The sequence below is a fragment of the Nocardioides sp. CCNWLW216 genome (assembly GCF_037120545.1).
Classification (GTDB): Bacteria; Actinomycetota; Actinomycetes; order Propionibacteriales; family Nocardioidaceae; genus Nocardioides; species Nocardioides lianchengensis.
Map to the genome: position 1 here is coordinate 37,323 of NZ_JBBBBJ010000007.1, position 21,499 is coordinate 58,821.

General features: G+C 72.5%; 20 protein-coding genes. 9 read left to right on the forward strand and 11 right to left on the reverse strand.

Annotated features, from left to right (window positions below; all coding sequences use genetic code 11):
* Positions 1–600 precede the first annotated feature (600 nt).
* Positions 601–2,028 (reverse strand): type I glutamate--ammonia ligase, encoded by a 1,428-nt coding sequence (gene glnA / locus V7S47_RS16425; RefSeq protein WP_090860183.1) that lies wholly within the window; start codon positions 2,026–2,028, stop codon positions 601–603.
* Positions 2,029–2,218: 190 nt separating this feature from the next.
* Here glnA and V7S47_RS16430 point away from each other — a divergent pair, with 190 nt between their 5' ends.
* Positions 2,219–2,626, forward strand: a complete 408-nt coding sequence (locus V7S47_RS16430) for an RDD family protein (RefSeq protein ID WP_244509504.1) — start codon at positions 2,219–2,221, stop codon at positions 2,624–2,626.
* 98 nt (positions 2,627–2,724) lie between these two features.
* Positions 2,725–3,630, forward strand: a complete 906-nt coding sequence (locus V7S47_RS16435; protein ID WP_336562587.1) for a hypothetical protein — start codon at positions 2,725–2,727, stop codon at positions 3,628–3,630.
* A gap of 4 nt (positions 3,631–3,634) precedes the next feature.
* On the opposite strand, the gene V7S47_RS16440 is transcribed toward V7S47_RS16435, so the two are convergent.
* The gene (locus V7S47_RS16440; RefSeq protein ID WP_336562588.1) at positions 3,635–4,342 is read right to left on the reverse strand and encodes a DUF4191 domain-containing protein; all 708 of its coding nucleotides are present in this window, start codon (positions 4,340–4,342) and stop codon (positions 3,635–3,637) included.
* Between the two features lie 37 nt (positions 4,343–4,379).
* Positions 4,380–5,336: a lipoyl synthase gene (gene lipA / locus V7S47_RS16445; RefSeq protein ID WP_090860214.1), complete on the reverse strand. Its 957-nt coding sequence runs from the start codon at positions 5,334–5,336 to the stop codon at positions 4,380–4,382.
* Between the two features lie 84 nt (positions 5,337–5,420).
* Between lipA and V7S47_RS16450 the strand changes: the two genes are divergently transcribed.
* Genes V7S47_RS16450 through V7S47_RS16460 form a run of 3 tightly spaced genes read left to right on the forward strand, consistent with a single transcriptional unit; the run spans position 5,421 to position 6,990 of the window.
* Positions 5,421–5,792 carry an ArsR/SmtB family transcription factor gene (locus tag V7S47_RS16450; protein ID WP_336562589.1) on the forward strand — a complete coding sequence of 124 codons (372 nt, stop codon included), beginning with the start codon at positions 5,421–5,423 and terminating at the stop codon, positions 5,790–5,792.
* On the forward strand, positions 5,789–6,286 hold the full coding sequence (locus V7S47_RS16455) for an SRPBCC family protein (protein ID WP_336562590.1): 498 nt from the start codon (positions 5,789–5,791) through the stop codon (positions 6,284–6,286). The genes V7S47_RS16450 and V7S47_RS16455 overlap by 4 nt, the downstream gene beginning before the upstream one ends.
* A 59-nt stretch (positions 6,287–6,345) precedes the next feature.
* A complete protein-coding gene (locus tag V7S47_RS16460) occupies positions 6,346–6,990 on the forward strand; it encodes a collagen-like triple helix repeat-containing protein (RefSeq protein ID WP_336562591.1) in 645 nt (214 codons plus the stop codon).
* A 4-nt stretch (positions 6,991–6,994) separates the two neighbouring features.
* Here the strand turns inward: V7S47_RS16460 and V7S47_RS16465 are convergent, their stop codons facing one another.
* The 4 genes from V7S47_RS16465 to V7S47_RS16480 form a co-directional block, all read right to left on the reverse strand.
* Entirely contained in the window at positions 6,995–7,945 is a 951-nt protein-coding gene (locus tag V7S47_RS16465) for a hypothetical protein (protein ID WP_336562592.1), read from the reverse strand.
* The gene (locus tag V7S47_RS16470; protein WP_336562593.1) at positions 7,942–8,880 is read right to left on the reverse strand and encodes an ABC transporter ATP-binding protein; all 939 of its coding nucleotides are present in this window, start codon (positions 8,878–8,880) and stop codon (positions 7,942–7,944) included. Before V7S47_RS16470 ends, V7S47_RS16465 begins: the two co-directional genes overlap by 4 nt.
* A gap of 504 nt (positions 8,881–9,384) precedes the next feature.
* Entirely contained in the window at positions 9,385–10,110 is a 726-nt protein-coding gene (gene lipB, locus V7S47_RS16475; protein ID WP_336562594.1) for a lipoyl(octanoyl) transferase LipB, read from the reverse strand.
* Positions 10,107–10,994, reverse strand: a complete 888-nt coding sequence (locus tag V7S47_RS16480; protein WP_336562595.1) for an alpha/beta hydrolase — start codon at positions 10,992–10,994, stop codon at positions 10,107–10,109. The genes lipB and V7S47_RS16480 overlap by 4 nt, the downstream gene beginning before the upstream one ends.
* An 81-nt stretch (positions 10,995–11,075) precedes the next feature.
* On the opposite strand from V7S47_RS16480, the gene V7S47_RS16485 reads away from it, so the two are divergent.
* On the forward strand, positions 11,076–11,594 hold the full coding sequence (locus V7S47_RS16485) for a hypothetical protein (protein ID WP_336562596.1): 519 nt from the start codon (positions 11,076–11,078) through the stop codon (positions 11,592–11,594).
* Here the strand turns inward: V7S47_RS16485 and V7S47_RS16490 are convergent.
* Entirely contained in the window at positions 11,575–12,474 is a 900-nt protein-coding gene (locus tag V7S47_RS16490) for a TIGR01777 family oxidoreductase (RefSeq protein ID WP_336562597.1), read from the reverse strand. The two genes, V7S47_RS16485 and V7S47_RS16490, sit on opposite strands and share 20 nt — an antisense overlap.
* A 49-nt stretch (positions 12,475–12,523) precedes the next feature.
* On the opposite strand from V7S47_RS16490, the gene V7S47_RS16495 reads away from it, so the two are divergent.
* Positions 12,524–15,655 carry a response regulator gene (locus tag V7S47_RS16495; protein WP_336562598.1) on the forward strand — a complete coding sequence of 1,044 codons (3,132 nt, stop codon included), beginning with the start codon at positions 12,524–12,526 and terminating at the stop codon, positions 15,653–15,655.
* Positions 15,656–15,670: 15 nt separating this feature from the next.
* Here the strand turns inward: V7S47_RS16495 and sucB are convergent, their stop codons facing one another.
* Complete coding sequence (gene sucB, locus V7S47_RS16500; RefSeq protein ID WP_336562599.1) at positions 15,671–17,479, reverse strand: 2-oxoglutarate dehydrogenase, E2 component, dihydrolipoamide succinyltransferase; 1,809 nt, start codon at positions 17,477–17,479, stop codon at positions 15,671–15,673.
* 41 nt (positions 17,480–17,520) lie between these two features.
* Positions 17,521–18,915 carry a dihydrolipoyl dehydrogenase gene (gene lpdA, locus V7S47_RS16505; protein WP_336562600.1) on the reverse strand — a complete coding sequence of 465 codons (1,395 nt, stop codon included), beginning with the start codon at positions 18,913–18,915 and terminating at the stop codon, positions 17,521–17,523.
* 108 nt (positions 18,916–19,023) lie between these two features.
* Here lpdA and V7S47_RS16510 point away from each other — a divergent pair, with 108 nt between their 5' ends.
* Positions 19,024–19,395 carry a hypothetical protein gene (locus tag V7S47_RS16510; RefSeq protein ID WP_336562601.1) on the forward strand — a complete coding sequence of 124 codons (372 nt, stop codon included), beginning with the start codon at positions 19,024–19,026 and terminating at the stop codon, positions 19,393–19,395.
* A gap of 37 nt (positions 19,396–19,432) precedes the next feature.
* Positions 19,433–19,984, forward strand: a complete 552-nt coding sequence (locus V7S47_RS16515; RefSeq protein WP_336562602.1) for a hypothetical protein — start codon at positions 19,433–19,435, stop codon at positions 19,982–19,984.
* Positions 19,985–19,987: 3 nt separating this feature from the next.
* Here V7S47_RS16515 and V7S47_RS16520 read toward each other — a convergent pair whose 3' ends face one another.
* Positions 19,988–21,484 carry a leucyl aminopeptidase gene (locus tag V7S47_RS16520; protein WP_336562603.1) on the reverse strand — a complete coding sequence of 499 codons (1,497 nt, stop codon included), beginning with the start codon at positions 21,482–21,484 and terminating at the stop codon, positions 19,988–19,990.
* Positions 21,485–21,499 lie beyond the last annotated feature (15 nt).

Consider the following 21,499-nt stretch of genomic DNA (forward strand, 5'->3'; position numbering starts at 1 on the left):
GACGGAGGGAGCTGCCGATGAGCAGGACGCGAGACCCGGTCTTGGCGGTGAGGATGTCGAGTCCGCTGGTGTCGCCCTCTTCGCAATGCGGAAACGTAGGTCAGGCACGCTGTGATATAGGCCCGGGGTATCCGGCCGAAGCGGGTTCGGAATTACGGCGATCGTGGGCGCGCAAGGCGCTGACCTGCGGAAACGCGAGGCGGCAAGTGCTTAAGGACATCGCCCTCGCGTTCTCCAGCCGTCAGAGGGTCGGCGTAGTTGAATGACGGCTCGACAGTCGTTGCTCCTTGCCGCTTGAACTCGCGCGCGATACGCAGCTCGAGCGTTCTGCGGCTCGCCTCGAGCCATCTGCTGACGCCGTCGAGCATGCTCTCTGCCATGACCGTCATCGTCCCGATAGCCGGAGACATTCGACTGCGCGACGCGCTGAGCAGCTTGCGTGTTCAAAGCATCATGCGGTCACCTCTATGTGGCGCCTGGGGCGCATTGGGTACTCAAGGCAACGAGAAACAGCGGCTGACCGTAGAAAACGTTGGAAGACGTTTCCGCAGGTCAGCCGCTGTTCTAGGCGACTATGCGCAGGTCAGGACAACCCCGCTTTTAGATGTCGTAGTACAGCTCGAACTCGTGCGGGTGCGGCCGCAGCTGCACGGGCGCGATCTCCTGGGTGCGCTTGAAGTCGATCCAGGTCTCGATCAGGTCCGGGGTGAACACGTTGCCCTGGGTCAGGTACTCGTGGTCGGCCTCGAGGGCGTCGAGGACGGCGCCCAGGGAGGTCGGGACCTGGTCGATCTCGGCCATCTCGTCCGGCGGGAGCTCGTAGATGTCCTTGTCGATCGGCGCGGCGGGCTCCGTCTTGTTCTTGACGCCGTCGAGGCCGGCGAGCATCAGAGCCGCGAAGGCGAGGTAGGGGTTGGCCGACGGGTCCGGGAACCGGGTCTCGACGCGCTTGGCCTTCGGGTTGGAGCCCGTGATCGGGATCCGGACCGAGGCGGAGCGGTTGCGCGAGGAGTAGACGAGCGAGATCGGCGCCTCGAAGCCCGGCACCAGACGGTGGTAGGAGTTCACCGTCGGGTTGGTGAAGGCCAGCAGCGACGGGGCGTGCTTGAGGATGCCGCCGATGTAGTGGCGGGCGGTCTCGGAGAGGCCGCCGTACCCGGTCTCGTCGTAGAAGAGCGGCTCGCCGCCCTTCCACAGCGACTGGTGCACGTGCATGCCCGAGCCGTTGTCGCCGAAGATGGGCTTCGGCATGAAGGTGACCGACTTGCCCTGCTCCCAGGCGGTGTTCTTGATGATGTACTTGAACTTCATCACGTCGTCCGCAGCCTTGAGCAGCGTGTCGAAGCGGTAGTTGATCTCCGCCTGGCCGGCGGTGCCGACCTCGTGGTGGGCCCGCTCGACGAGGAGGCCGGACGCCTCCAGGTTCTTGACCATGTCGGCGCGCAGGTCGCTGTAGTGGTCGTAGGGCTCGACGGGGAAGTAGCCGCCCTTGAGGCGGGTCTTGTAGCCGAGGTTGGCCTCGGTGTCCGACTCCTTGCCGGAGTTCCACCAGCCCTCGACGGAGTCGATGTGGTAGTAGCCCTCGTTGACGCCGGTGGAGTACCGGACGTTGTCGAAGATGTAGAACTCGGCCTCGGGGGCGAAGAACGCCGTGTCCGCGATGCCGGTGGTCTCCAGGTAGGCCAGCGCCTTGCGCGCGATGTTGCGCGGGTCGCGGGAGTAGGCCTCGCCCGTGATCGGGTCGTGGATGAAGAAGTTCAGGTTCAGCGTCTTCGACTTGCGGAACGGGTCGATGTACGCCGTGGTCGGGTCCGGGAACAGCGACATGTCGGACTCGTTGATCGCCTGGAAGCCGCGGATCGACGAACCGTCGAAGCCCAGCCCGTCGTCGAAGACCGACTGGTCGAAGGACGAGACCGGCACGGTGAAGTGCTGCATGACACCCGGCAGGTCGCAGAAGCGGACGTCGACCATCTCGACGCCCTCGTCCTTGATGTACTTGAGCAGCTCCTCGCTGTTCTGGAACATTCATCCTCCTTGGCTGCGGCGGAGGGGCCCCAGCCGGCAAAGTCAGCGGTGGAGGCCGGTGCCACGATGCGCCGGCCGGTGCGACGAACCTAACGCAGCGGTCATGTCGGGGCCATTGCCGGGTTGTTTCACCCAGGTAACAGGTATGCCGGACCGAGCGCGGACGGCAGGCCCCACTACCCTGATCGGCGTGACGTCGCCGACCTTCGAGACCGCCAGCTGGGCGCGCCGCGTGGTGGCCCTGCTCGTCGACTGGCTCGCGTCGACGCTGGTCGTCATCCTGATCATCCAGGACGCCTACTTCGAGACCGGCAGTCGCGGGTCGTTCCTCGTCCTCGGGGTGTACGTCGTCGAGTCCGCGCTGCTGACCGCGCTCGTGGGCGGGTCCTTCGGCAAGCTGGCCACCCGGCTGCGCGTCGTACGCGTGGACGGCGACCCGCGGCCGATCGGGCTGCTCCAGGCGTTGATGCGCTCGGTGCTGATCGCCCTGGTGATCCCGCCGCTGGTCTACCGTCCGGACGGCCGCGGGCTGCACGACATCCTGGCCGGCTCGGCCACCGTCGACCTGCAGACCTGGCGCCGGCTCGCCGGCCGGTGAGAGTGCTCCTCAACCAGGACGCCCCGACCGGTTTCGGACCCCCCTGCGCCGGTCATCCTCCGGCTACCTCCCCGGCTACTCCCGTCGAAAGGACGCCCGTGTCGCGTCGTACCCTCCCGGCCCGGCGGCTCGCCGCTGCCGCAGTCCTCCCGCTCGCCCTCACCACCCTGGCCGCCTGCTCGGACGGGGACCCCGGTCCGGGGGTGGTCAGCGACAGTGCCGGCGTCTCGACGCCGGACCTGCCCGACGAGAGCGCGGACGCGCCGGAGGTGCCCGAGCTGGGGGAGCCGGCCGACGACGTCGTGGACGGCGCGGCCGAGGGCGACGAGATCGAGCCGGCCGAGTTCGTGAAGCTGTTCGAGGACGCCTTCGCCGGCGGGACCTCGCGGATGTCGATGGCGATGTCCCTCGCGACGGGGGAGATGAGCGCCGAGGGCGTGGCCGACTACTCCACCAACCCCGCCGAGATGGCGCTGACCATGAAGGGCGCCGGGATGCCGGCGGCCGGCGTGGAGATGCGCATCGTCGACGGCGCGATGTTCATGAAGATCCCCGGCATGGGCGCCGACGACAAGTTCTTCACCATCGACCTCAGCGACCCCGACAACCCGCTGGGGCAGTCGCTGACCGGCCAGCTCGACCCGAAGGCCATGTTCGAGAGCTTCGGCGAGGCCCTGGAGTCGGTGGTCTACGAGGGCGAGGAGGACGTCGACGGAGACGCCGCCGATGCGTACGCCGTGACCGTGGACGCGGCCAAGGTCCTGGAGAGCCAGGGCCTGCCCTCCGGGGCGCCGGGCACCGAGTCGATGGCCCCGACCATCACCTACCGGATGCTCTTCGCCACCGACGACGGGTCGTTCCGCCGGATGTCGGTCGATCTCGGCGAGAGCCTCGGCTCGGTCACCATGGACTTCAGCGACTGGGGTCAGGACGTCGACATCGAGGCGCCGCCCGCCGACCAGGTGACGGAGTTCCCGGGCGCCGGCGGACTCGCCGCCGGCTGATCCGTCAGCGGCCGCGCAGGTTGCCGCGCATGCCCTTCATGCTGGTCGGCACCGGGCCCTTCGGCAGCGGGATGGTGCCGCGGCGGGCGTCGATCGCCTTCAGGCGGTTGAGGATGTCGGTGATCTCGGGGCCCTTGACCTGACGGCCGAGCTTCTGGACGTGCCGCACCAGCTTGGGCAGCGGCACCTCGCCCTCGCCGCGACCGCAGACGATGTCGTGGATCGGCGCGTCGACCACGACCCGCTCGTGCTTGCGGCGCTCGGCGGTGAGGAGCTGCCGGACCCGGGTGGGGTTGCCCTCACCGATCAGGACGATGCCGGGAGGGCCGACCAGACGGTGCACGACGTCCTGCTGGCGGTTGAACGCGATCGCGGGCTCGGTGACCCAGCCGCGGCGGAGCATCCGGAGCGCGGCCGCGGCCGCGCCGGGCTGACCCTCCATCTGGGAGTACGCCGAGTTCTGGGCGCGCCGGCCGAACAGGATCATCGTGGCCAGCAGGCCGAGCAGCAGCGCGCCGACGATCGACATGATCCAGGCGATGACGCCAGAGCCGGGCAGCAGCCAGAAGATCGCGAAGCCGAGGGCCCCGGAGACCAGGAAGGTGCCGAGCAGCACCAGGCCGATGCGGGGATCGGTCTTCTTGGTGAGACGGTAGGTCTCGACGAACTGCTGCCGCCGGCTCATGTCGGCGGCGGGGTTCGGGTTGGCCATGCGGTGCTGCTGCCTATCTGCTGGGCGGGGCGGGGTCTCAGGCGGTCGCGCCGGAGCGCGCCTCGATGGCCTGACGGTACAGCCGTCCGGCGCGGTACGACGAACGCACGAGCGGGCCGGACAGCGCGCCGGCGAAGCCGATCTCCGTCGCCTCGGCCTGCAGCTCCACGAACTCCTGCGGCTTGACCCAGCGCTCGACCGGGTGGTGTCGCACCGAGGGGCGGAGGTACTGGGTGATCGTGATCAGGTCGCAGCCCGCCTCGTGCAGGTCGCGCAGCGCCTGGGAGACCTCCTCGCGGGTCTCGCCCATGCCCAGGATCAGGTTGGACTTGGTCACCAGCCCGAACGCGCGGGCCTGGGTGATCACGTCGAGGGAGCGCTCGTAGCGGAAGGCCGGGCGGATCCGCTTGAAGATCCGCGGCACCGTCTCGACGTTGTGGGCGAGCACCTCGGGCCGCGACTCGAAGACCTCCGCCAGCAGGTCGGGCTTGCCGTTGAAGTCGGGGATCAGGTTCTCGACGCCGGTGCCGGGGTTGAGCTCGTGGATCGCGCGGACCGTCTCGGCGTACAGCCAGGCACCGCCGTCGGCCAGGTCGTCGCGGGCGACGCCGGTGATGGTGGCGTACTTCAGCTCCATCTTCTGCACGGACTCGGCGACCCGGCGGGGCTCGTCGCGGTCGAGCGGCTGCGGCTTTCCGGTGTCGATCTGGCAGAAGTCGCAGCGCCGCGTGCACTGGTCGCCCCCGATGAGGAAGGTCGCCTCACGGTCCTCCCAGCACTCGAAGATGTTGGGGCAGCCGGCCTCCTGGCAGACCGTGTGCAGCCCCTCGGACTTCACCAGGCCCATCAGCTCGGTGTACTCCGGGCCCATCTTGGCGCGGGTCTTGATCCACTCCGGCTTGCGCTCGATCGGGGTCTCGGCGTTGCGGACCTCGAGGCGCAGGAGCTTGCGACCCTGGGCGAGACCGTCGGAGGAAGCGGGGGCTTGCGTCACGTTCACCAACTGTACGCCGGGGGTCGCGGCCGGCCGGAGTCGGGAAGGTCGACGCATCGGTAACCAGTGGGTTACCGTTCGGCCGTGGACGTCTTCGCCGCCCTGGCCGACCCGGTACGCCGGTCCCTGCTCGCGCGGCTGGCGGCCGGTCCGGCGCGGGTCGTCGACCTCGCGGCGTCGTACGACGTCTCCCGCCCGGCGGTCAGCAAGCACCTGCGGGTGCTGAGCGAAGCCGGCCTGATCGCCGCGAGCGAGCGAGGCCGGGAGCGGCACTACGCGCTGCGGCCGGAGGCACTGGCGCCGGTGCACGAGCTGCTCCGGGCGCTGACGCCGGGACCGCTGACCGCGAACGCCCTGGACGCCCTCGAGACCGAGGTCCGCCGTACCGTCCGCGAGCGCCGGGCGAGCCCCGGCCGGCGCCCCACTCGGACCCCCACCCAGGAGGAGAGCGCATGACCCGCCCGCCGACCGGTCGCATCGAGCACGAGGGCGGCCGTCCCCGGCTGGTGATCACCCGGACCTTCGCGGCGCCGATCGAGGACGTGTGGGCCGCGGTGACCGAGCGCGGTCGGCTGGAGCGCTGGATCGGCACCTTCACGGGCGACCCGGCCTCCGGCGTCGTGGCGTTCCGGATGACGGCGGAGGGCAAGGACGTCACCGCGGACGACGTCGAGATCCGGGAGTGCGACCCGCCGCGCACGCTGCGCGTCTCGACCCACGGCGAGGACGCCTGGTCGCTCGACCTCGAGCTCGCGGAGTCGGACGGCGTCACCACGCTGACCTTCAGCCAGCCGGGCATCGATCCCGCCCAGGCCGGGAGCGTCGGTCCCGGCTGGGAGTACTACCTCGACCGCCTGGTCGCCGCCGAGACCGGCGGCGACGTCGCCGCGATCGACTTCGACCGCGACTACTACCCGGCGATGGAGGAGCACTACCGCTCCCGGTCCTGAGAATCTCTGGCCCCTTCGGGCCATCCCGCGGTCGGCGTCGGACTCCCTAGGTTCGCGGCATGAGAACGCTGATGGGCTTCGTCCGCACCAACGCCGTCGCCTTCCTGGCGCTGTTCGTCGCGCTGGGCGGGACGTCGTACGCCGCCGTGCAGCTGCCCAAGAACTCGGTGACCTCCAAGCAGGTGAAGAACGGGTCGCTGCTGAGGAAGGACTTCAAGACCGGCCAGGTCCCCGCGGGGGCGCGCGGCCCGCAGGGCCTCCGGGGCGTCCCCGGCGCGGCCGGAGCACCGGGCGAGCCCGGCCTCCCGGGTCTGCAGGGTGAGCCCGGACGGTCCGCGCTGACCACCCTCGAGGCCGGCGAGACGGTGCGGGGATACGTCGGTGGCGACTTCCACACGCCGGCCGCGGGGAGCGACTGGCGGGCGGTCGCCAGCTTCCCCATCCCGGGCAGCTCGGCGCCGGGGACCGTCTACGTCGACGGGGTGACGCCGGGGGAGACGTGCGCGGGCACCGTTCACGTGCCGACCGCGCCGGTCGACACGCTGTGCATCTACCCGCAGGGCGCCGCGAACCCCTTCCTGGGTCCGGCGAGCCACACCGCGGCCGCCCCGACCAAGTTCGGGTTCTTCGTGGCCTGGTCGCCGACGATCGTCGGGGACACCTACTTCTCGGGGACCTACGCCTACACGCAGGCGGCGCTCTGAGTCGTCACGGCACGTCGCGGCGGCGGAACGACGCCACGGAGGCGACGGCGGTGCCGACGACCAGGACGCCGTAGTAGACGGCGCCGTGCAGGGCCGAGAGCGTCCGTTCGGTGTCGTAGTCCCAGTAGGTCGTCCCGTTCTTGACGATCGCCTCCAGGTTGGGACCGGGCTGCCACTGGCCGTCCAGCCCGAGCAGGGCGATCAGCAGCCCACCGCCGACCGACAGCGCGAACAGCACGCCGATCGTCGCGACCGTGCTGCGGAACAGCATGGTGAGGGCGAAGCCCGCGAGGGCCGCCGCCGTGGCGAAGAGGGCGCCGCGCAGCCCGAACTCCAGGCAGTCGCCGAGCAGGTCGCTGCTGGACCCCAGGTCGCGCGAGCGGGCGACGAGCCAGAGGGTCAGCCAGTACGCCGAGGACACCACCACGGAGACGACGAGCGAGACGAGGGTGACCACCAGGCCCTTGGCCGCCCAGATCCGCCCGCGGCGCGGCTCGAAGAGCAGCTGGTTGCTCATCGAGCCGCTGACCCAGTCGTGCCCGACGAAGGTCGTGCCGGCGAGCATCAGCAGGAGGGTCAGCACCGTGACGACGCCGAGCCCGTCGCCGTACTGCAGCTGCTCGCGCAGGTCGAGGGGCGTGTAGCTGCCGAACCACTCGGGCTGGGGGAGCGTCGACTCCTCGCACTGGGTCTGGAGGTCGGTCGTGGACTGGTCGAAGCCCCAGTTCTCGGGGTGGTCCAGGCAGTCCTGGAGCTGCTCCTGGACCTCGGGCGACTCCCGCTCCTGCGCGACGAGCTCGTCGATGCGGGTGAGCTCGTCGGCCGACGGCGGCCGCGTGTCCCAGATCATCGCGATCGCGATGACGGCCGGGACCACGACCGAGGCGACGAGGAGCAGCAGGACGGCCCGGCGCCAGCGCAGCCGGGTCAGCTCGACGCGGATCAGGGACCTCATCGGACCTCCTCCTGCCCGGAGGTGCCGAGGTTGTCCCCGGCCGTGAGCTGGAGGAAGAACGTCTCGAGGTCGGGCCGCAGCGGGGTCAGCTCGGAGAGCCAGATCCCGGCTCCCGCCAGGGTCCGGGTGACGGCGGCGGGGTCGTCGGTCTCGACCCGCAGGCCGCCCGCCGGGTCGGACGCGCTCACCAGCCCGGCCGCGGTGAGCGCGGAGGCGGCGGCCTCGGCGTCGGGGACGGCGACGCGGTACGACGTCCCGTCGCCCAGCAGCTCGTCGACGGTGCCCGAGGCCAGCAGCCGGCCGTTGCCGATGATCGTCGCGGAGGTGCAGACCTGCTGCACCTCGGCCAGGATGTGCGAGCTCAGCAGCACCGTCACGCCGGACTCGCCCAGGGTGCGGATGGTGTCGCGGATCTCGCGGATGCCGGCCGGGTCGAGGCCGTTGGTCGGCTCGTCGAGGATCAGCAGGCTCGGCTCCTTCAGCAGCGTGGCCGCGATGGCGAGGCGCTGCTTCATGCCGAGCGAGTAGGACTTGTAGCGGTCGCGGTCGCGACCGGTCAGCCCGACGGTCTCGACGGCCGTCGAGACCCGGCTGTCGGGGACGCCGATCGAGCGCGCGAGCAGCTGGAGGTTCTGGCGGCCGGAGAAGTTCGGCGAGAACTTCGGCGATTCCACCACCGCGCCGACCCGGCCGATCACGTCCGGGAGCTGCTGGGGGACCGGCTGGCCGAAGAGCCGCATCTCGCCCCGCGTCGCCCGGGCCAGGCCGAGCAGCATCCGGATGGTCGTGGTCTTGCCCGAGCCGTTCGGCCCGAGGAACCCGTGCACCCCGCCGGCCGGCACGGCCAGGTCGAGGCTCTGCACGGCCACGCGCTTGCTCCTGCGGGAGATGAACTCCTTGCGGAGTCCCGAGGTCTCGATCACCAGGTCCGTCACGCGCTGCCCTTCGTCGGCGTCGACCGGCGGTCGTCCGGTCGAAGGTCAGACGATGTAACCAGGCCGATCGGTTGCGTCCCGGCCGGACGCGCCCACCGGTCTAGCGCGGCACGCCCGAGACGGCGGTGAGCTGTGCACCCATTCGTCGGGCCGATGGGTGGATGAGGCACCGCCGCTCCGGCGGGTCCGCGGGCGCGCCGTACGGGGCGGTGCGTGGTCCACCGACGAGCCGCGCCCCACGGTGGACAGCTGACCGCTGGGGGGCTCGCGGGCTCAGAGCCAACACAGCTCGAGTGGGACCCGTCACCGAGGCGCAGGACGACGGGCAGGTCGGTGAACCACTCGTCGTACTCCAGGCACCAGATCCCCCAGGCCTCGACGACCGGGACGCCGGCCAGCGCCCGAAGCCGGGCGGCGTGCCGACCGAGCTGCTCATCCGCCGACCGGAAGTCGGGGTGCCACCCGGACAGATCGAGGTCCGCGTACATCCGGCGCCGATCCGGCTCAGCGCGGGGACGGCGTCAACAGCTCGATCCGCGGACCCTTCGCAGGGTCGGGTCGGGGGTCGTAGTCCGGCGTCGCGTCGTACGGCGCCCACGCGAGCAGCTCGGCCACGTGGCGTCGGACGGACGGGAGGACCTCGGCGACCGTGACGTCGCGGCCGAGCTCGGCCGAGAGCGAGGTGACCCCGGCGTCGTCGATGCTGCAGGGCACGAACCGGTCGAACCAGGAGAGGTCGACGTCGCAGTTGAGGGAGAAGCCGTGCATGGTCACGCCGCGGCTGACCCGGATGCCGAGCGCGGCGATCTTCCGCTCGGGGCGGGTGCCGGTCGCCGGATCGTCGGCCCGCAGCCACACGCCGCTGCGACCCGGGACCCGGGCGGCGGTGACACCGAGGTCGGCGCAGACCGCGATCAGCGCCTCCTCGATCCGGCGCACGTAGTCGACGACCAGGACGTGGTCGGGCAGCGCGACGATCGGGTAGCCGACCAGCTGGCCGGGGCCGTGGAAGGTGATGGTGCCGCCGCGGTCGACGTCGAGGACGGGAGCGCCGTGGGGGTCGAGCGGCCGGTCGTGCGGCTGGGTGCGCTTGCCGGCCGTGAAGACGGGCGGGTGCTCCAGCAGCAGCACCGTGTCGGGCTGCTCGCCGTCGGCGACCCGGGCGTGCACCTCGCGCTGCAGGTCCCAGGCAGCGAGGTAGTCGACGAGACCGGCGTCCTCGAAGTTCACCCCTCGAGCGTACGCCCGAGGAAGTCCAGCTGGTCCGGCAGGACCCGGCGCCAGTAGCCGCCGTCGTGGGCGCCCGGCTCGAAGGTGGCGGTCACGTCGGCGTCGTCGGGGAAGCCCTCGGCGTACTCCTCGGTGGCGCGGTAGAACGGGTCGCCCGTCCCGCAGTCGAGACGCACCGGGATGCCGGCCAGGTCGGCCTGGCGGCCCATCACGGAGTAGCGCTCGTACTCCTCGGCGTCGGCGAAGCCGGTCCCGGACGCGTCGTCGGCGTCGGTCCACAGCGCGGGGCTCGCCGCGGCCACGCCGGTGACCCGCGCTGGCCCGAGGAGCCCGGCGAGCCGCAGGACGCCGTACCCTCCCATCGACCAGCCGAGCAGCCCGATCCGCTCGGTCCCGACGTCCTGGCCGGCGAGGATCGGGAGCAGCTCGTCGACGACCATCGCCGACGTGTCGTCACCGGACGCCCGGGGGTGCCAGTAGTCGCGGCCGCCGTCCACCGTCGCGACGGCGTACGGCGTGCCGCCCTCCTCGACGTGCGCGGTGAGGAACTGGGACAGGCCGAGCTCGCGGGAGGGCTGCGCGTGGTCGCCGCCGAGGGGGTGCAGGGCGACCACCAGCGGCAGGGGGCCGTGGACGCCGGCGGGCCGCAGCAGGGACCAGGAGGTGGAGGCGCCGCCGCGGTGCGTCGACCGGAACGAGCCGACGGTGGGTGGGACGATCTCGGCGTCCGGCACCACGCCGGGCTCGCCGTTGAGCCCCAGGTGGGCCTGGGCCCAGACCCGGCCCGGGAGGATCCCCTGGTGCACGCCGGTCGCCCCGGCCGCGACGACGACCGTGGCGGTGCCGCCACCGAGTAGGACGGCGCGGCGGGAGAGGCGGGGCACGGCGGAAGTGTGGCAGGACGGCGGGCCGCTCCTGTGGAGGAGCGGTCGCGGGTCGCGCGCGGCGCCGGTAGGAACGGACGCATGACCGCGCCGCGCCTGCTGCTCCTCGTCCTGGCCGTGCTCGCGGCCGCGGTGGTCGGCGCGTCGGCCCTCGCGGTCGTCGACGCGCGACGGCCCGCCCCGCGGGTGGCGGCGGCCGTTCCCGAGCCGGCCGAGCCGCGAACCGCTGCGGTCGTGGTGCTGGCCGACTGGGACCGGCGCCGCGCCGCGGCCTGGGCGGCCGGGGACGCCGACGGGCTGGCGGAGCTCTACGTGCCGGGCAGCCGGGCCGGGCGCGCGGACGTCGCGATGCTGCGTCGGTGGACGGCGCGCGGGGTGCGGGTCACGGGCCTGCGGATGCAGGTGCTGGACGTGCGGGCCGCGGCGCCCGGCGGCGGTCGCTGGGAGCTGCGGGTGACCGATCGGCTGGCCGGTGGGCGGGCGGTCGGTCGTCGTAACCGGGCGGCGCTGCCGCGGGACGGCTGGAGCACCCGCCGGATCGTGCTCGAGCAGGTCGCCGGGGTGTGGCGGGTCGCCGAGGTCAGGCCAGCCCGGCCCTGAGCACCGCCTCGACGTCGCGGTGCTCGAACGAGTAGCCGGCCGCCTCGAGCGCGGCGGGGCGCACGTTGAGCGAGCCCAGCAGCTCCGGGCCCATCGGGCCGGCCGCGAGGCCCAGCAGCGGTCCGGGCACGGCCGCGAACGCGGGCCGGTGCACGAGCCGGGCCAGGGTGCGGGTGAACTCCGCGTTGGTCGGCGTCTCCGGGCAGCAGAGGTTGACCGGACCGGCCAGCGTCGCGTGCTCGGCGGCGTGGACGACCCCGCCGACCCAGTCGGCCAGCGACACCATCGCCATGTGCTGCTTGCCCGAGCCCAGCCGGCCGCCCAGACCGGCCTTGAAGAGGAGCGAGAGCTGCTTCAGCGGGGCGCTGCGCCGGTCCATCACCGGAGCGGTGCGGAGCACGACCAGGCGGGCGCCGGCCTCCGCGGCCGGCTCGGCCGCCGCCTGCCACTCGCGGGTGACCTGGGTCAGCAGCGCCTGCCCCCGGCTGTCGGAGGCCTCGGTGAGGACGGCGTCGCCGTGGTCGCCGTAGTAGGAGATCCCGTTCCCCGCCAGGTACGACGCCCGCCCGCCGGCCGCGGCGACGGCCTCGGCCAGCACCCGCGTGGTCGTCACCCGGCTCTCCCGGAGCTCGCGGGCCCACCTCTCGGAGTGCGGGTTGCCCAGGGTCGGGGTCCCGGCCAGGTTGACCACCACATCGGCGGCCTCGAGGAGCGGCCGGTCGTAGCGGCCGGCGTACGGGTCCCAGGTGGACTCGCCCGGACCGGAGGCGGCCCGTCGTACCAGGGTGGTGACGGTGTGCCCGCGGCCGCGCAGGGCCTCGGTGAGGTGCTGGCCCAGGAAGCCCGAGGCCCCGGCGATGACGATGGTCTGCGACGGCATGCGTCCAGGTTCGCACCACAGCCAAGGCCCGATGGCCGATGATGTCCCCATGCACCTCGGAAGCCCGGAAGGGCCGACGGGCTTGGGGGAGCTCGACGCATGGATCCTGCAGGCCGTTCCCGACGGGTTGTGGGTCCTCGACGACGCCGGATCGACCATCTGGGCCAACGACCGGTTCGTCGCGATGATGGGGCTCGACCGTGACCGGGTCGTCGGGTTCTCGGCCTTCGACGCCCTCGACGAGGAGGGTCGGGGCCAGCTGGTCGGCCACCTCGCGCGGTTGCGCGACGGGGCGGCCGGCGACGACCTGGAGTGCCTGCTGGTGCGGGTCGACGGCAGCACCTTCTGGGCGCAGGTCAGCCACTCGCCCGTGCTGGACGGCGAGGGACGACGTCGTGGCTGGCTGCACCGGGTGCGCGACCACAGCGACCAGCGCCGGATGCTCGAGGAGCTGCGCCGGGGCGAGCTGCAGCTGGCCGAGGCCCAGTCCATCGCCCGGCTCGGCAGCTGGGAGCGCGGCGAGGACGGCGTGATGCGCTGGTCCGCGGAGCTCTACCGGGTGCTGGAGACCGACCCGTCCGTGACGCCGTCGACCGAGGCGTTCCGGGCCCGCGTGCACCCCGAGGACCAGCCGCTCTTCGACGAGATGACCGCGGCCGTCGCGGCCGGCGGCGACACGGTCGACGTCGACGCGCGGCTCGACCGGCCCCGTGGCCTGCCGACGCGGTGGCTGCGGATCCGGGGCCGGGTGCTCCGAGCCCCGGACGGGTCCGTCGCCCGCTCCGGCGGGACCGTCCAGGACGTCACCGAGGCCAAGGAGACCGAGCAGGGCCTGGCCTTCCTCAGCGCGATGGCCCAGGCGGCCAACGAGGCCCGCACCCTGCCCGAGGCGCTGTTGGCCTCCGACGAGGTGGTCCGGCCCTACACCCAGTGGCCGGCGGTCCAGGTCACCTTCCCGGTCCCCGGCTCCGGCGAGCTCCTGCACTTCGACACCGGCTGGGACGAGTTCGGGCCCGAGGAGATCGCCGCCGCCCAGGCGCTCGGTGCCCGGGCGGTCGAGTCCGTGCGGGTCCTGACCGAGCAGGGACCGCGCGGCACCTACCTCACCTCCGGCCCGGTCGTGCACGCCGGCCGGGTGGTCTGCGTCGTCACCTCCGACAGCCGCTCGGCGTTGCCGCCGCGCCCTTCCGAGCTGGCCATCTTCGGGCAGATGCTCACGCTGCTCTCCCATGTCAGCGAGCGCGAGGCCAGCGCCAACGAGCTGGCTGCGGCGCGCGACGCGGCCCTGGAGGCGTCCCGCGCGAAGTCGGAGTTCCTGGCCACGATGAGCCACGAGATCCGCACCCCGCTCAACGGCGTGATCGGGCTCAGCGAGCTCCTCGGCCGCACCGAGCTCACGCCCCACCAGCGTCGCCTGGCCGAGGGCGTCGACCAGGCCGGGCGCGCGCTGCTGTCGCTCGTCAACGACATCCTCGACCTGTCCAAGATCGAGGCCGGCCGGCTCGACCTCGAGGAGGTCGACTTCGACCCGCGGCAGGTGATCGAGCAGAGCGTCAGCCTGCTGGCCGAGCGGGCCAGCGCCCGGGAGCTGGAGCTGGTCGTCAGCAGTGCCGCGTCCGTGCCGGCCCTGGTGCGCGGGGACCCGGTGCGCTTCGGCCAGGTGATCACCAACCTGGTCGCGAACGCGGTGAAGTTCACCCACGAGGGCGAGGTCGTCGTCCGGGCCACCAGCACCGGCGGCTCGGACCTGCGCGTGGAGGTCCGAGACACCGGCATCGGCATCGAGCAGGACGTCCAGGGGCGCCTGTTCGACGCCTTCTCCCAGGCCGACAGCTCCACCACCCGCGACTACGGCGGCACCGGCCTCGGCCTGGCCATCAGCGAGCAGATCGTGTCCGCGCTGGGCGGCCGGATCGGCGTGCAGAGCGAGCTCGGCGCCGGCAGCACCTTCTGGTTCACGGCGCGCTTCGACGCCCCCAGCGGCGACGGCAGCGTCGAGGAGCCGGCCCGCTCGCCGGTCGTCGACGGCCTGCGGGTCCTGGTGGTCGACGACAACGAGACCAACCGGTTCATCGTGGCCGAGCAGCTCGCCGCCTGGGGTGTGCGGGTCGACACGGTCGCGTCGCCGTACGACGCCCTCGTCGAGCTCGACGCCGCCGCTCGCGCGGGTGCGCCGTACGACGTGGGGCTGCTCGACTACATGATGCCGGGCATGGACGGCGAGCAGCTCGCCCGGACGATCCGCCAGGAGCAGCGGTACGACGGGCTGCGCCTGGCCCTGCTCTCCTCGGCGACCGAGCCGACCAGCGAGTGGCTCGCGGACGCCGGGATCGACGGCTACCTCGCCAAGCCGGTCTTCCCGTCGCGGCTCCTCGACACCCTGGCCACGCTGGCCGGCCGCGGGCTGCCGGAGGCGGACCCGACGCCCACCGACGACGTGGTCGAGGCCGGCTCGCTCGGCCGGGTGCTGGTGGTCGAGGACAACCCGGTCAACCAGCTGGTGGCCGAGGGCATCCTGCGGCGGCTCGGCTACGACCTGGCGCTGGCCGACAACGGCGCGGCCGGGGTCGCGACCCTCACCGAGGACCCGGACGGGTTCGACGCGGTGCTGATGGACTGCCAGATGCCGGTCATGGACGGCTTCGACGCCACCCGGGCGATCCGGGCGCTGGACGGCGACGTCGCGCGGATCCCGATCGTGGCCATGACGGCCGCGGCGACGGAGGCCGAGCGGGAGCGCTGCCGCGAGGCGGGCATGGACGACTTCCTGACCAAGCCGGTCGTGCCGGCCCTGCTCGACAGCACCCTGGCCCGCTGGGTGCACAGCGGCGACGCCGTCGTACGGCTGCGGACGCTGGTGGAGGACGAGGGCGTCGACCTCGAGATCGTGCAGATGATGGTGGACCGCTTCGAGCTGTCGTCCGCCGAGTCGCTCGATGCCCTCGAGGCAGCCGTCGCGACCGGTGCGGCGGCCGACGTGGCCCGGGCCGCGCACTCGCTGCGGGGGAGTGCCGCCAACCTCGGGCTGACCCGGCTCGCCGACCTGGCGGCCGAGGTCGAGCAGCCGGCGTGGGCCGGCGAACTCCCGCACCCGGGTGCGGTCGCGGGCCTGCGGGTCGCCGTGGTCGAGGCCCAGGAAGAACTGGGCCGCGCAGCCCGGAGGCTGCGCGGCCCAGAGTGAGACCGGTGGTGCAGGTCAGACGTCGAAGACGCCGGCCTCCAGCCGCTTCTTCAGATCCCGCAGGAAGCGACCTGCGTCGGCCCCGTCGACCAGGCGGTGGTCGTAGGTGAGGGCCAGGTAGACCATGTGCCGCACCGCGATCGTCTCGCCCAGGTTGGGGTCGTCGATCACGACCGGGCGCTTCACGACCGCGCCCGGGCCCAGGATGGCGACCTGCGGCTGGTTGATGATCGGGGTGTCCCACAGGGCGCCGAAGCTGCCGAGGTTGGTGATGGTGAAGGTGCCGCCACCGAGCTCGTCCGGACCGATCTTGTTGGTGCGCGTGCGCTCGGCGACGTCGGCGATCTTCTTGGCCAGACCGGCGATCGACAGGTCGCCCGCGTCCTTGACGACCGGCGTGAGCAGGCCCTTCTCGGTGTCCACCGCGAACGCGACGTTCTCGCGGTCGTAGTAGGTCACCTCGCCCGCGTCGACGTCGATCGTCGCGTTGAGCTTCGGGTGCTCCTTCAGCGTGTCGATGGCCGCCTTGGTGAAGAACGGCAGGTACGTGAGCTTCACGCCCTCGCGGGCCAGGAACTCGCCCTTCTTCGCCTCGCGCAGCCGGGCCACGTTCGTGACGTCGACCTCGACCACCTGGGTCAGCTGGGCGGAGGTCTGCAGCGAGCCCACCATCCGCTCCGAGATGATCTTGCGCAGCCGGCTGACCTTCTCGGTCGTGCCGCGCAGCGGCGACGGCGAGACCGAAGGAGCCTTCGCCGCCGGAGCGGAGGAGGCAGCCGCGGCGGCGGCGGGCGCGGCGGCCGGAGCCTCCTGCGCACGGGCAGCCTCGAGGACGTCCTGCTTGCGGATCCGGCCGCCGACTCCGGTGCCGGACACCGACGACAGGTCGACGTTGTGCTGACCGGCCAACTTGCGCACCAGCGGCGTGACGTAGCCGGCGCTGTCGGTGGTCGAGGCCGACGCGGGCTGCGTCTGCGGGCTCGGGGTCACCGGGGCGGCGTCGGGCGCGGAGGCCGGCGGCGGGGTCTGCTCCTGCTTGGGCTCCTGCTTGGGCTCCTCGGCCTTCGGGGCCGGCTCCGGCTCGGGCTCCGGCTCCGGCTCCGGCTCCGGCTCGGGCTCCGGCTCGGGCTCCGGCTCGGCGGGAGCAGCGGACCCGTCGCCGATGATCGCGAGCTCGGCACCGACCTCGACCGTCTCGTCCTCCTCGGCCTTGATCTCCAGCAGGGTGCCGGCGACGGGCGAGGGGATCTCGGTGTCGACCTTGTCGGTCGAGACCTCCAGCAGCGGCTCGTCGACGGCGACCTCGTCGCCGACCGACTTCAGCCAGCGCGTCACGGTGCCTTCGGTGACCGACTCGCCCAGGGCGGGCAGGGTCACCGCGGTGCCGGAGCCGCCGGCGGACTTCGTCTCGGCGGCGGGCTTCTCGTCCGCGCCCTTGTCGGCCTCGGGGGTCTCGTCGCCGGCGGGCAGCTCGCCCGTCTCCTCGACGACCTCCTGCTCCTGCTCGGCCTTCTTCTCGGCCTGCTCCTCGTCCTTCGGCTGGGCCTCGGGCTCGGCGGAGTCGGAGGCATCGCCCGAGGACTCGCCCTCGTCGCCGATCACGGCGAGGATCGCGCCGACCTCGACGGTGTCGTCCTCCTCGGCCTTGATCTCGAGCAGGGTGCCGGCGACCGGGGAGGGGATCTCGGTGTCGACCTTGTCGGTCGAGACCTCCAGCAGCGGCTCGTCGACCGCGACCGTGTCACCGACCTGCTTGAGCCAACGGGTGACGGTGCCTTCGGTGACGGACTCCCCGAGGGCTGGGAGGTTGACTTCGGTGGCCAATGGAGTTCCTTCGTCTCTTCGGTGATTCTCGAGGTGGTTTCTCAGGAGTGGGCGTGCAGCGGCTTGCCGGCGAGAGCGAGGTGCGCCTCGCCGAGAGCCTCGTTCTGGGTGGGATGGGCGTGCACGAGCGGGGCGACGTCCTCGGGGTACCCCTCCCAGCCGTAGATCAGCTGGGCCTCGCCGACCAGCTCGCCGACCCGGTCGCCGGCGAGATGGATCCCGACGACGGGGCCGTCGGTACGGCGTACGAGCTTGACGAAGCCCTGGGTCTTGAGGATCTGGCTCTTGCCGTTGCCGCCCAGGTCGTAGGTGAGCGTCTCGATCGCGTCGGCGCCGTACTTCTCCGCCGCGGCGGCCTCGGTGAGGCCGACCGAGGCGAGCTCGGGGTGGGAGTAGGTGACCCGGGGGATGCCGGCCTCGTCGATCGGCCGCGGGGCGAGCCCGGCGATCTCCTCGGCGACGAAGATGCCCTGCGCGAAGCCGCGGTGGGCGAGCTGGAGGCCCGGCACGATGTCGCCCACGGCGAACACGCCGTCCAGGTTGGTGCGGCAGCGCTCGTCGGCGAGCACGAAGCCGCGGTCCAGCGCGACCCCCTGCTCGTCGTACCCGAGACCCTCGGTGCGCGGGCCGCGTCCCACAGCGACGAGCAGCAGCTCCGCCTCGATCACGTCGCCCCCCTCGACCGTGACCGCGACACCGGTGTCGGTGTGCGCCACGCTCTGGAAGGAGGTGCCGGTGCGGAACGCGATGCCGCGCTTGCGGAACGCGCGCTCCAGGGCCTTCGAGGACGCCTCGTCTTCGGCGGCGACCAGGCGGGGGAGCGCCTCGACGATCGTGACCTCGGCGCCGAAGCTGCGCCACACGCTCGCGAACTCGGAGCCGATCACGCCACCGCCCAGGACCACGACCGACGCCGGGACCCGGTCGAGGCGCAGCGCGTGCTCGGAGGTGATCACCCGCTCGCCGTCGACCTCCAGGCCGGGCAGGCTGCGGGAGTAGGAGCCGGAGGCGAGCACGAGGTGCCGCCCGGAGTACGTCGCGCCGCCGACGGTGACCTCGCGAGGGCCGGTCATCCGGCCCTCGCCCTCGATGACGGTGATGCCGCGGCTCTTGATCAGCCCCGCGAGGCCCTTGAAGAGCCGCGCGACCACGCCGTCCTTGTAGCTGTTGACCGCCGCCATGTCGATGCCGTTGAACGTCGCGCGGACGCCGAACTGCGCGGAGTCGCGGGCACTGTCGGCGACCTCCGCGGCGTGCAGCAGGGCCTTGGTGGGGATGCACCCGACGTGCAGGCAGGTGCCGCCGAGCGGGCCCTTCTCGACCAGACCGACCCGCAGGCCGAGCTGGGCGGCACGAAGAGCACAGGCGTAGCCACCGGATCCTGCACCCAGCACGAGTACGTCGAAGTCGCCGGGTACGTCGGGGTCGGCCACCATCGTCCTTCCGTCTGTCGTGGAGCGCGAGTCCTATCTTTGCACCCCCGTCCACCGTCCAGTTCGCGGGTCCGGCCGCGCGACCTGGGGCGACGGGGCAGACTAGGCACCATGGGTTGGACAGACCGCTTCCGTCGCGGCACGCGCATGCGCAAGCCGGCCAGCGACGGCTTCCGCACCGGGTCGACGCAGGTGCGCGCCGCAGACAAGGTCGACGAGGCACACCTGCACCAGTGGGTGACCGAGCGACGCGGCGTCGAGGGGTTCGTCGAGCCACGGACCGCGGTCAGCGACGTGACACTGCTGCTGGTGGCGCACGACGGGGAGTGGACCCGTCGCCGGGTGCCGTCGGTGGCCTGGGCCCACAAGTTCTGCAACACCTACCAGGTGCCGTCGTACGACGCCGCGGTCGTCGGCATCCCGCAGCGGATGCGCGACTACAACCGCCGGCAGAAGCTGCAGCAGCGCCAACAGGGCGGCTGACCCGCAACTTTTCGGCTCAGGTCCGGGTCACACGGGCATGAGCACCTTCACCCGACCCGTCCGACGTCTCCTCGCGGCCGCCACCGTGGCGGCCGCGACCCTCGCCCTGGTCCCGGCTGCGCAGGCAGCGGCGCCCGACCCGTTCTCGGGGGAGCGGAAGATCACCCTCAGCCCGGAGGGACAGGAGTTCGCCCTGTCGGTCGACCGCCGCGGGCAGGTGAGCTCGACCGAGCGGTGGGGACGTCGTACGACGTTCGTCGCGACGCGCGTGCGCGGCCAGCGGTTCTGGCTGCAGACCGCCCAGGTCCGCCGCGGCGGGAAGCCGCTCTGCCTGGCCCTGACCCGCAAGCGCGTGCGGGCGACGGCCTGCGACGCCGCGAACCGCAACCAGCTGTTCGCCTTCCGCGACGCGGGCCGGTCCAGTGGCGGCGACCCGACGTACCTGCTCCGGGTCCGGGCCGCGCGCTACCTGGTCGTCAGCGACGAGGGCGCCTTCGCACCGGCCCGGATCAGCGAGGGCACGCCCGACATCGACACGCCGTTCCTGCTCGTCGACCGGGGCCGCGCGCAGCTGCCGGCGCTGGACTGACGGTCAGGCGCTCAGCGTCCGGGCGTACTCGACCAGCGTGGTCACCGCGAAGCCGGTGCCGCCGGACGTGACGTGGCCGGACGGCCCGCCGGAGGCGAAGGCCGGCCCGGCGATGTCGAGGTGGGCCCACGGCAGGCCGCCGGTGAACTCGCGCAGGAACGCGCCGGCGAACAGGCCGCCGCCCCAGCGGATCCAGTCGTGCTGGGCGAGGTCGGCCACCTTGCTGCTGTGGATCCGCTCGTCCATGTGCTCGGGGATCGGCATCGGCCAGAGCTCCTCGCCGGCGGCGCGGCCGGCGGCGAGGACCTGGTCGACGATGTCGTCGGCGCCCATCACCCCGGCGATCTTGTCGCCGAGGGCGACGACCATGTGACCGGTCAGGGTCGCGACGTCGAGGATGACGTCGGGCTCGGTCTCGCTGGCCCGCAGCAGCGCGTCCCCGAGGACCAGGCGGCCCTCGGCGTCGGTGTTGAGCACCTCGACCGTGGTGCCGCCGTACATGGTCAGGACGTCACCGGGTCGCACCGAGGCGCCCGAGACCATGTTCTCGGCCATCGGCGCGAAGGCGCTCACCTTGATCGGCAGGCCGAGGGCCGCGATGGCGAACGTCGCCTGCACGACGGCAGCGGCACCGGCCATGTCGGACTTCATCTCGTTCATGCTGGCGGCGGGCTTGATGGTCAGGCCGCCGGAGTCGAAGGTGATGCCCTTGCCGACCAGGGCCAGGTGGGTCTTCGCGCCGCGCGGCGCGTAGGTCAGCTCGACCAGCCGCGGCGGCGCGGCCGAGCCCTGCCCGACGCCGAGGATGCCGCCGCAGCCCAGCTCGGCGAGCTCCTTCTCGTCGCGCACCGTGACCTTGACCCTCGGGGCGCCGCGGCCCTGGGAGAGCTCCTTGCCGGCCGCGACGACCGCGTCGGCGAAGGCCGGCGGGGTGAGGTCTCCCGGGGGCGTGTTGACCCAGTCGCGGGTGGCTGCCACGGCCCGGGCGACGATCTGGGCCTCCTCGAACGCGGCGACGACGTCCTTCTTGCGGGCGCCGGGCGCGAGGACCACGACGTCGCCGGCCGCGGTGCTCGTCGTCGCCTTCTTGTACGACGTGAAGGTGTAGCCGCCGAGCGACCAGCCCTCGGTGACGGCCCGGACCAGCGCGGGGGAGTCGGCCGGCAGCGCCAGCGCGACCGAGGCGGCGTTGGTGACGGCGCGGGCGGCCGCGCCCGCGGCCCGTCGTACGGCGGCGGGCCCGGGGTCCTTCCCGAGCCCGACCAGGACGAGCAGCGGGGACGACAGCGTGCCGCTGGTCGGCACCTTCACGATCTCGCCCGCCTTGCCCGCGATGCCGAGCGTCGCGAGCAGCGGACGCAGCTTGCGGCCGTACGCCTTCGCGACGTCGTCGGCGCCTGCGGCCAGGTCGGCGCCCTTCGCGCCCTGGACCACGCCGACCACCACCGCGTCCGCTCGGGTCTTGGCAGGGCTGGCGGTGCGCAGCGTGTAGGAGGTCACCGGGGCAGGATAGTC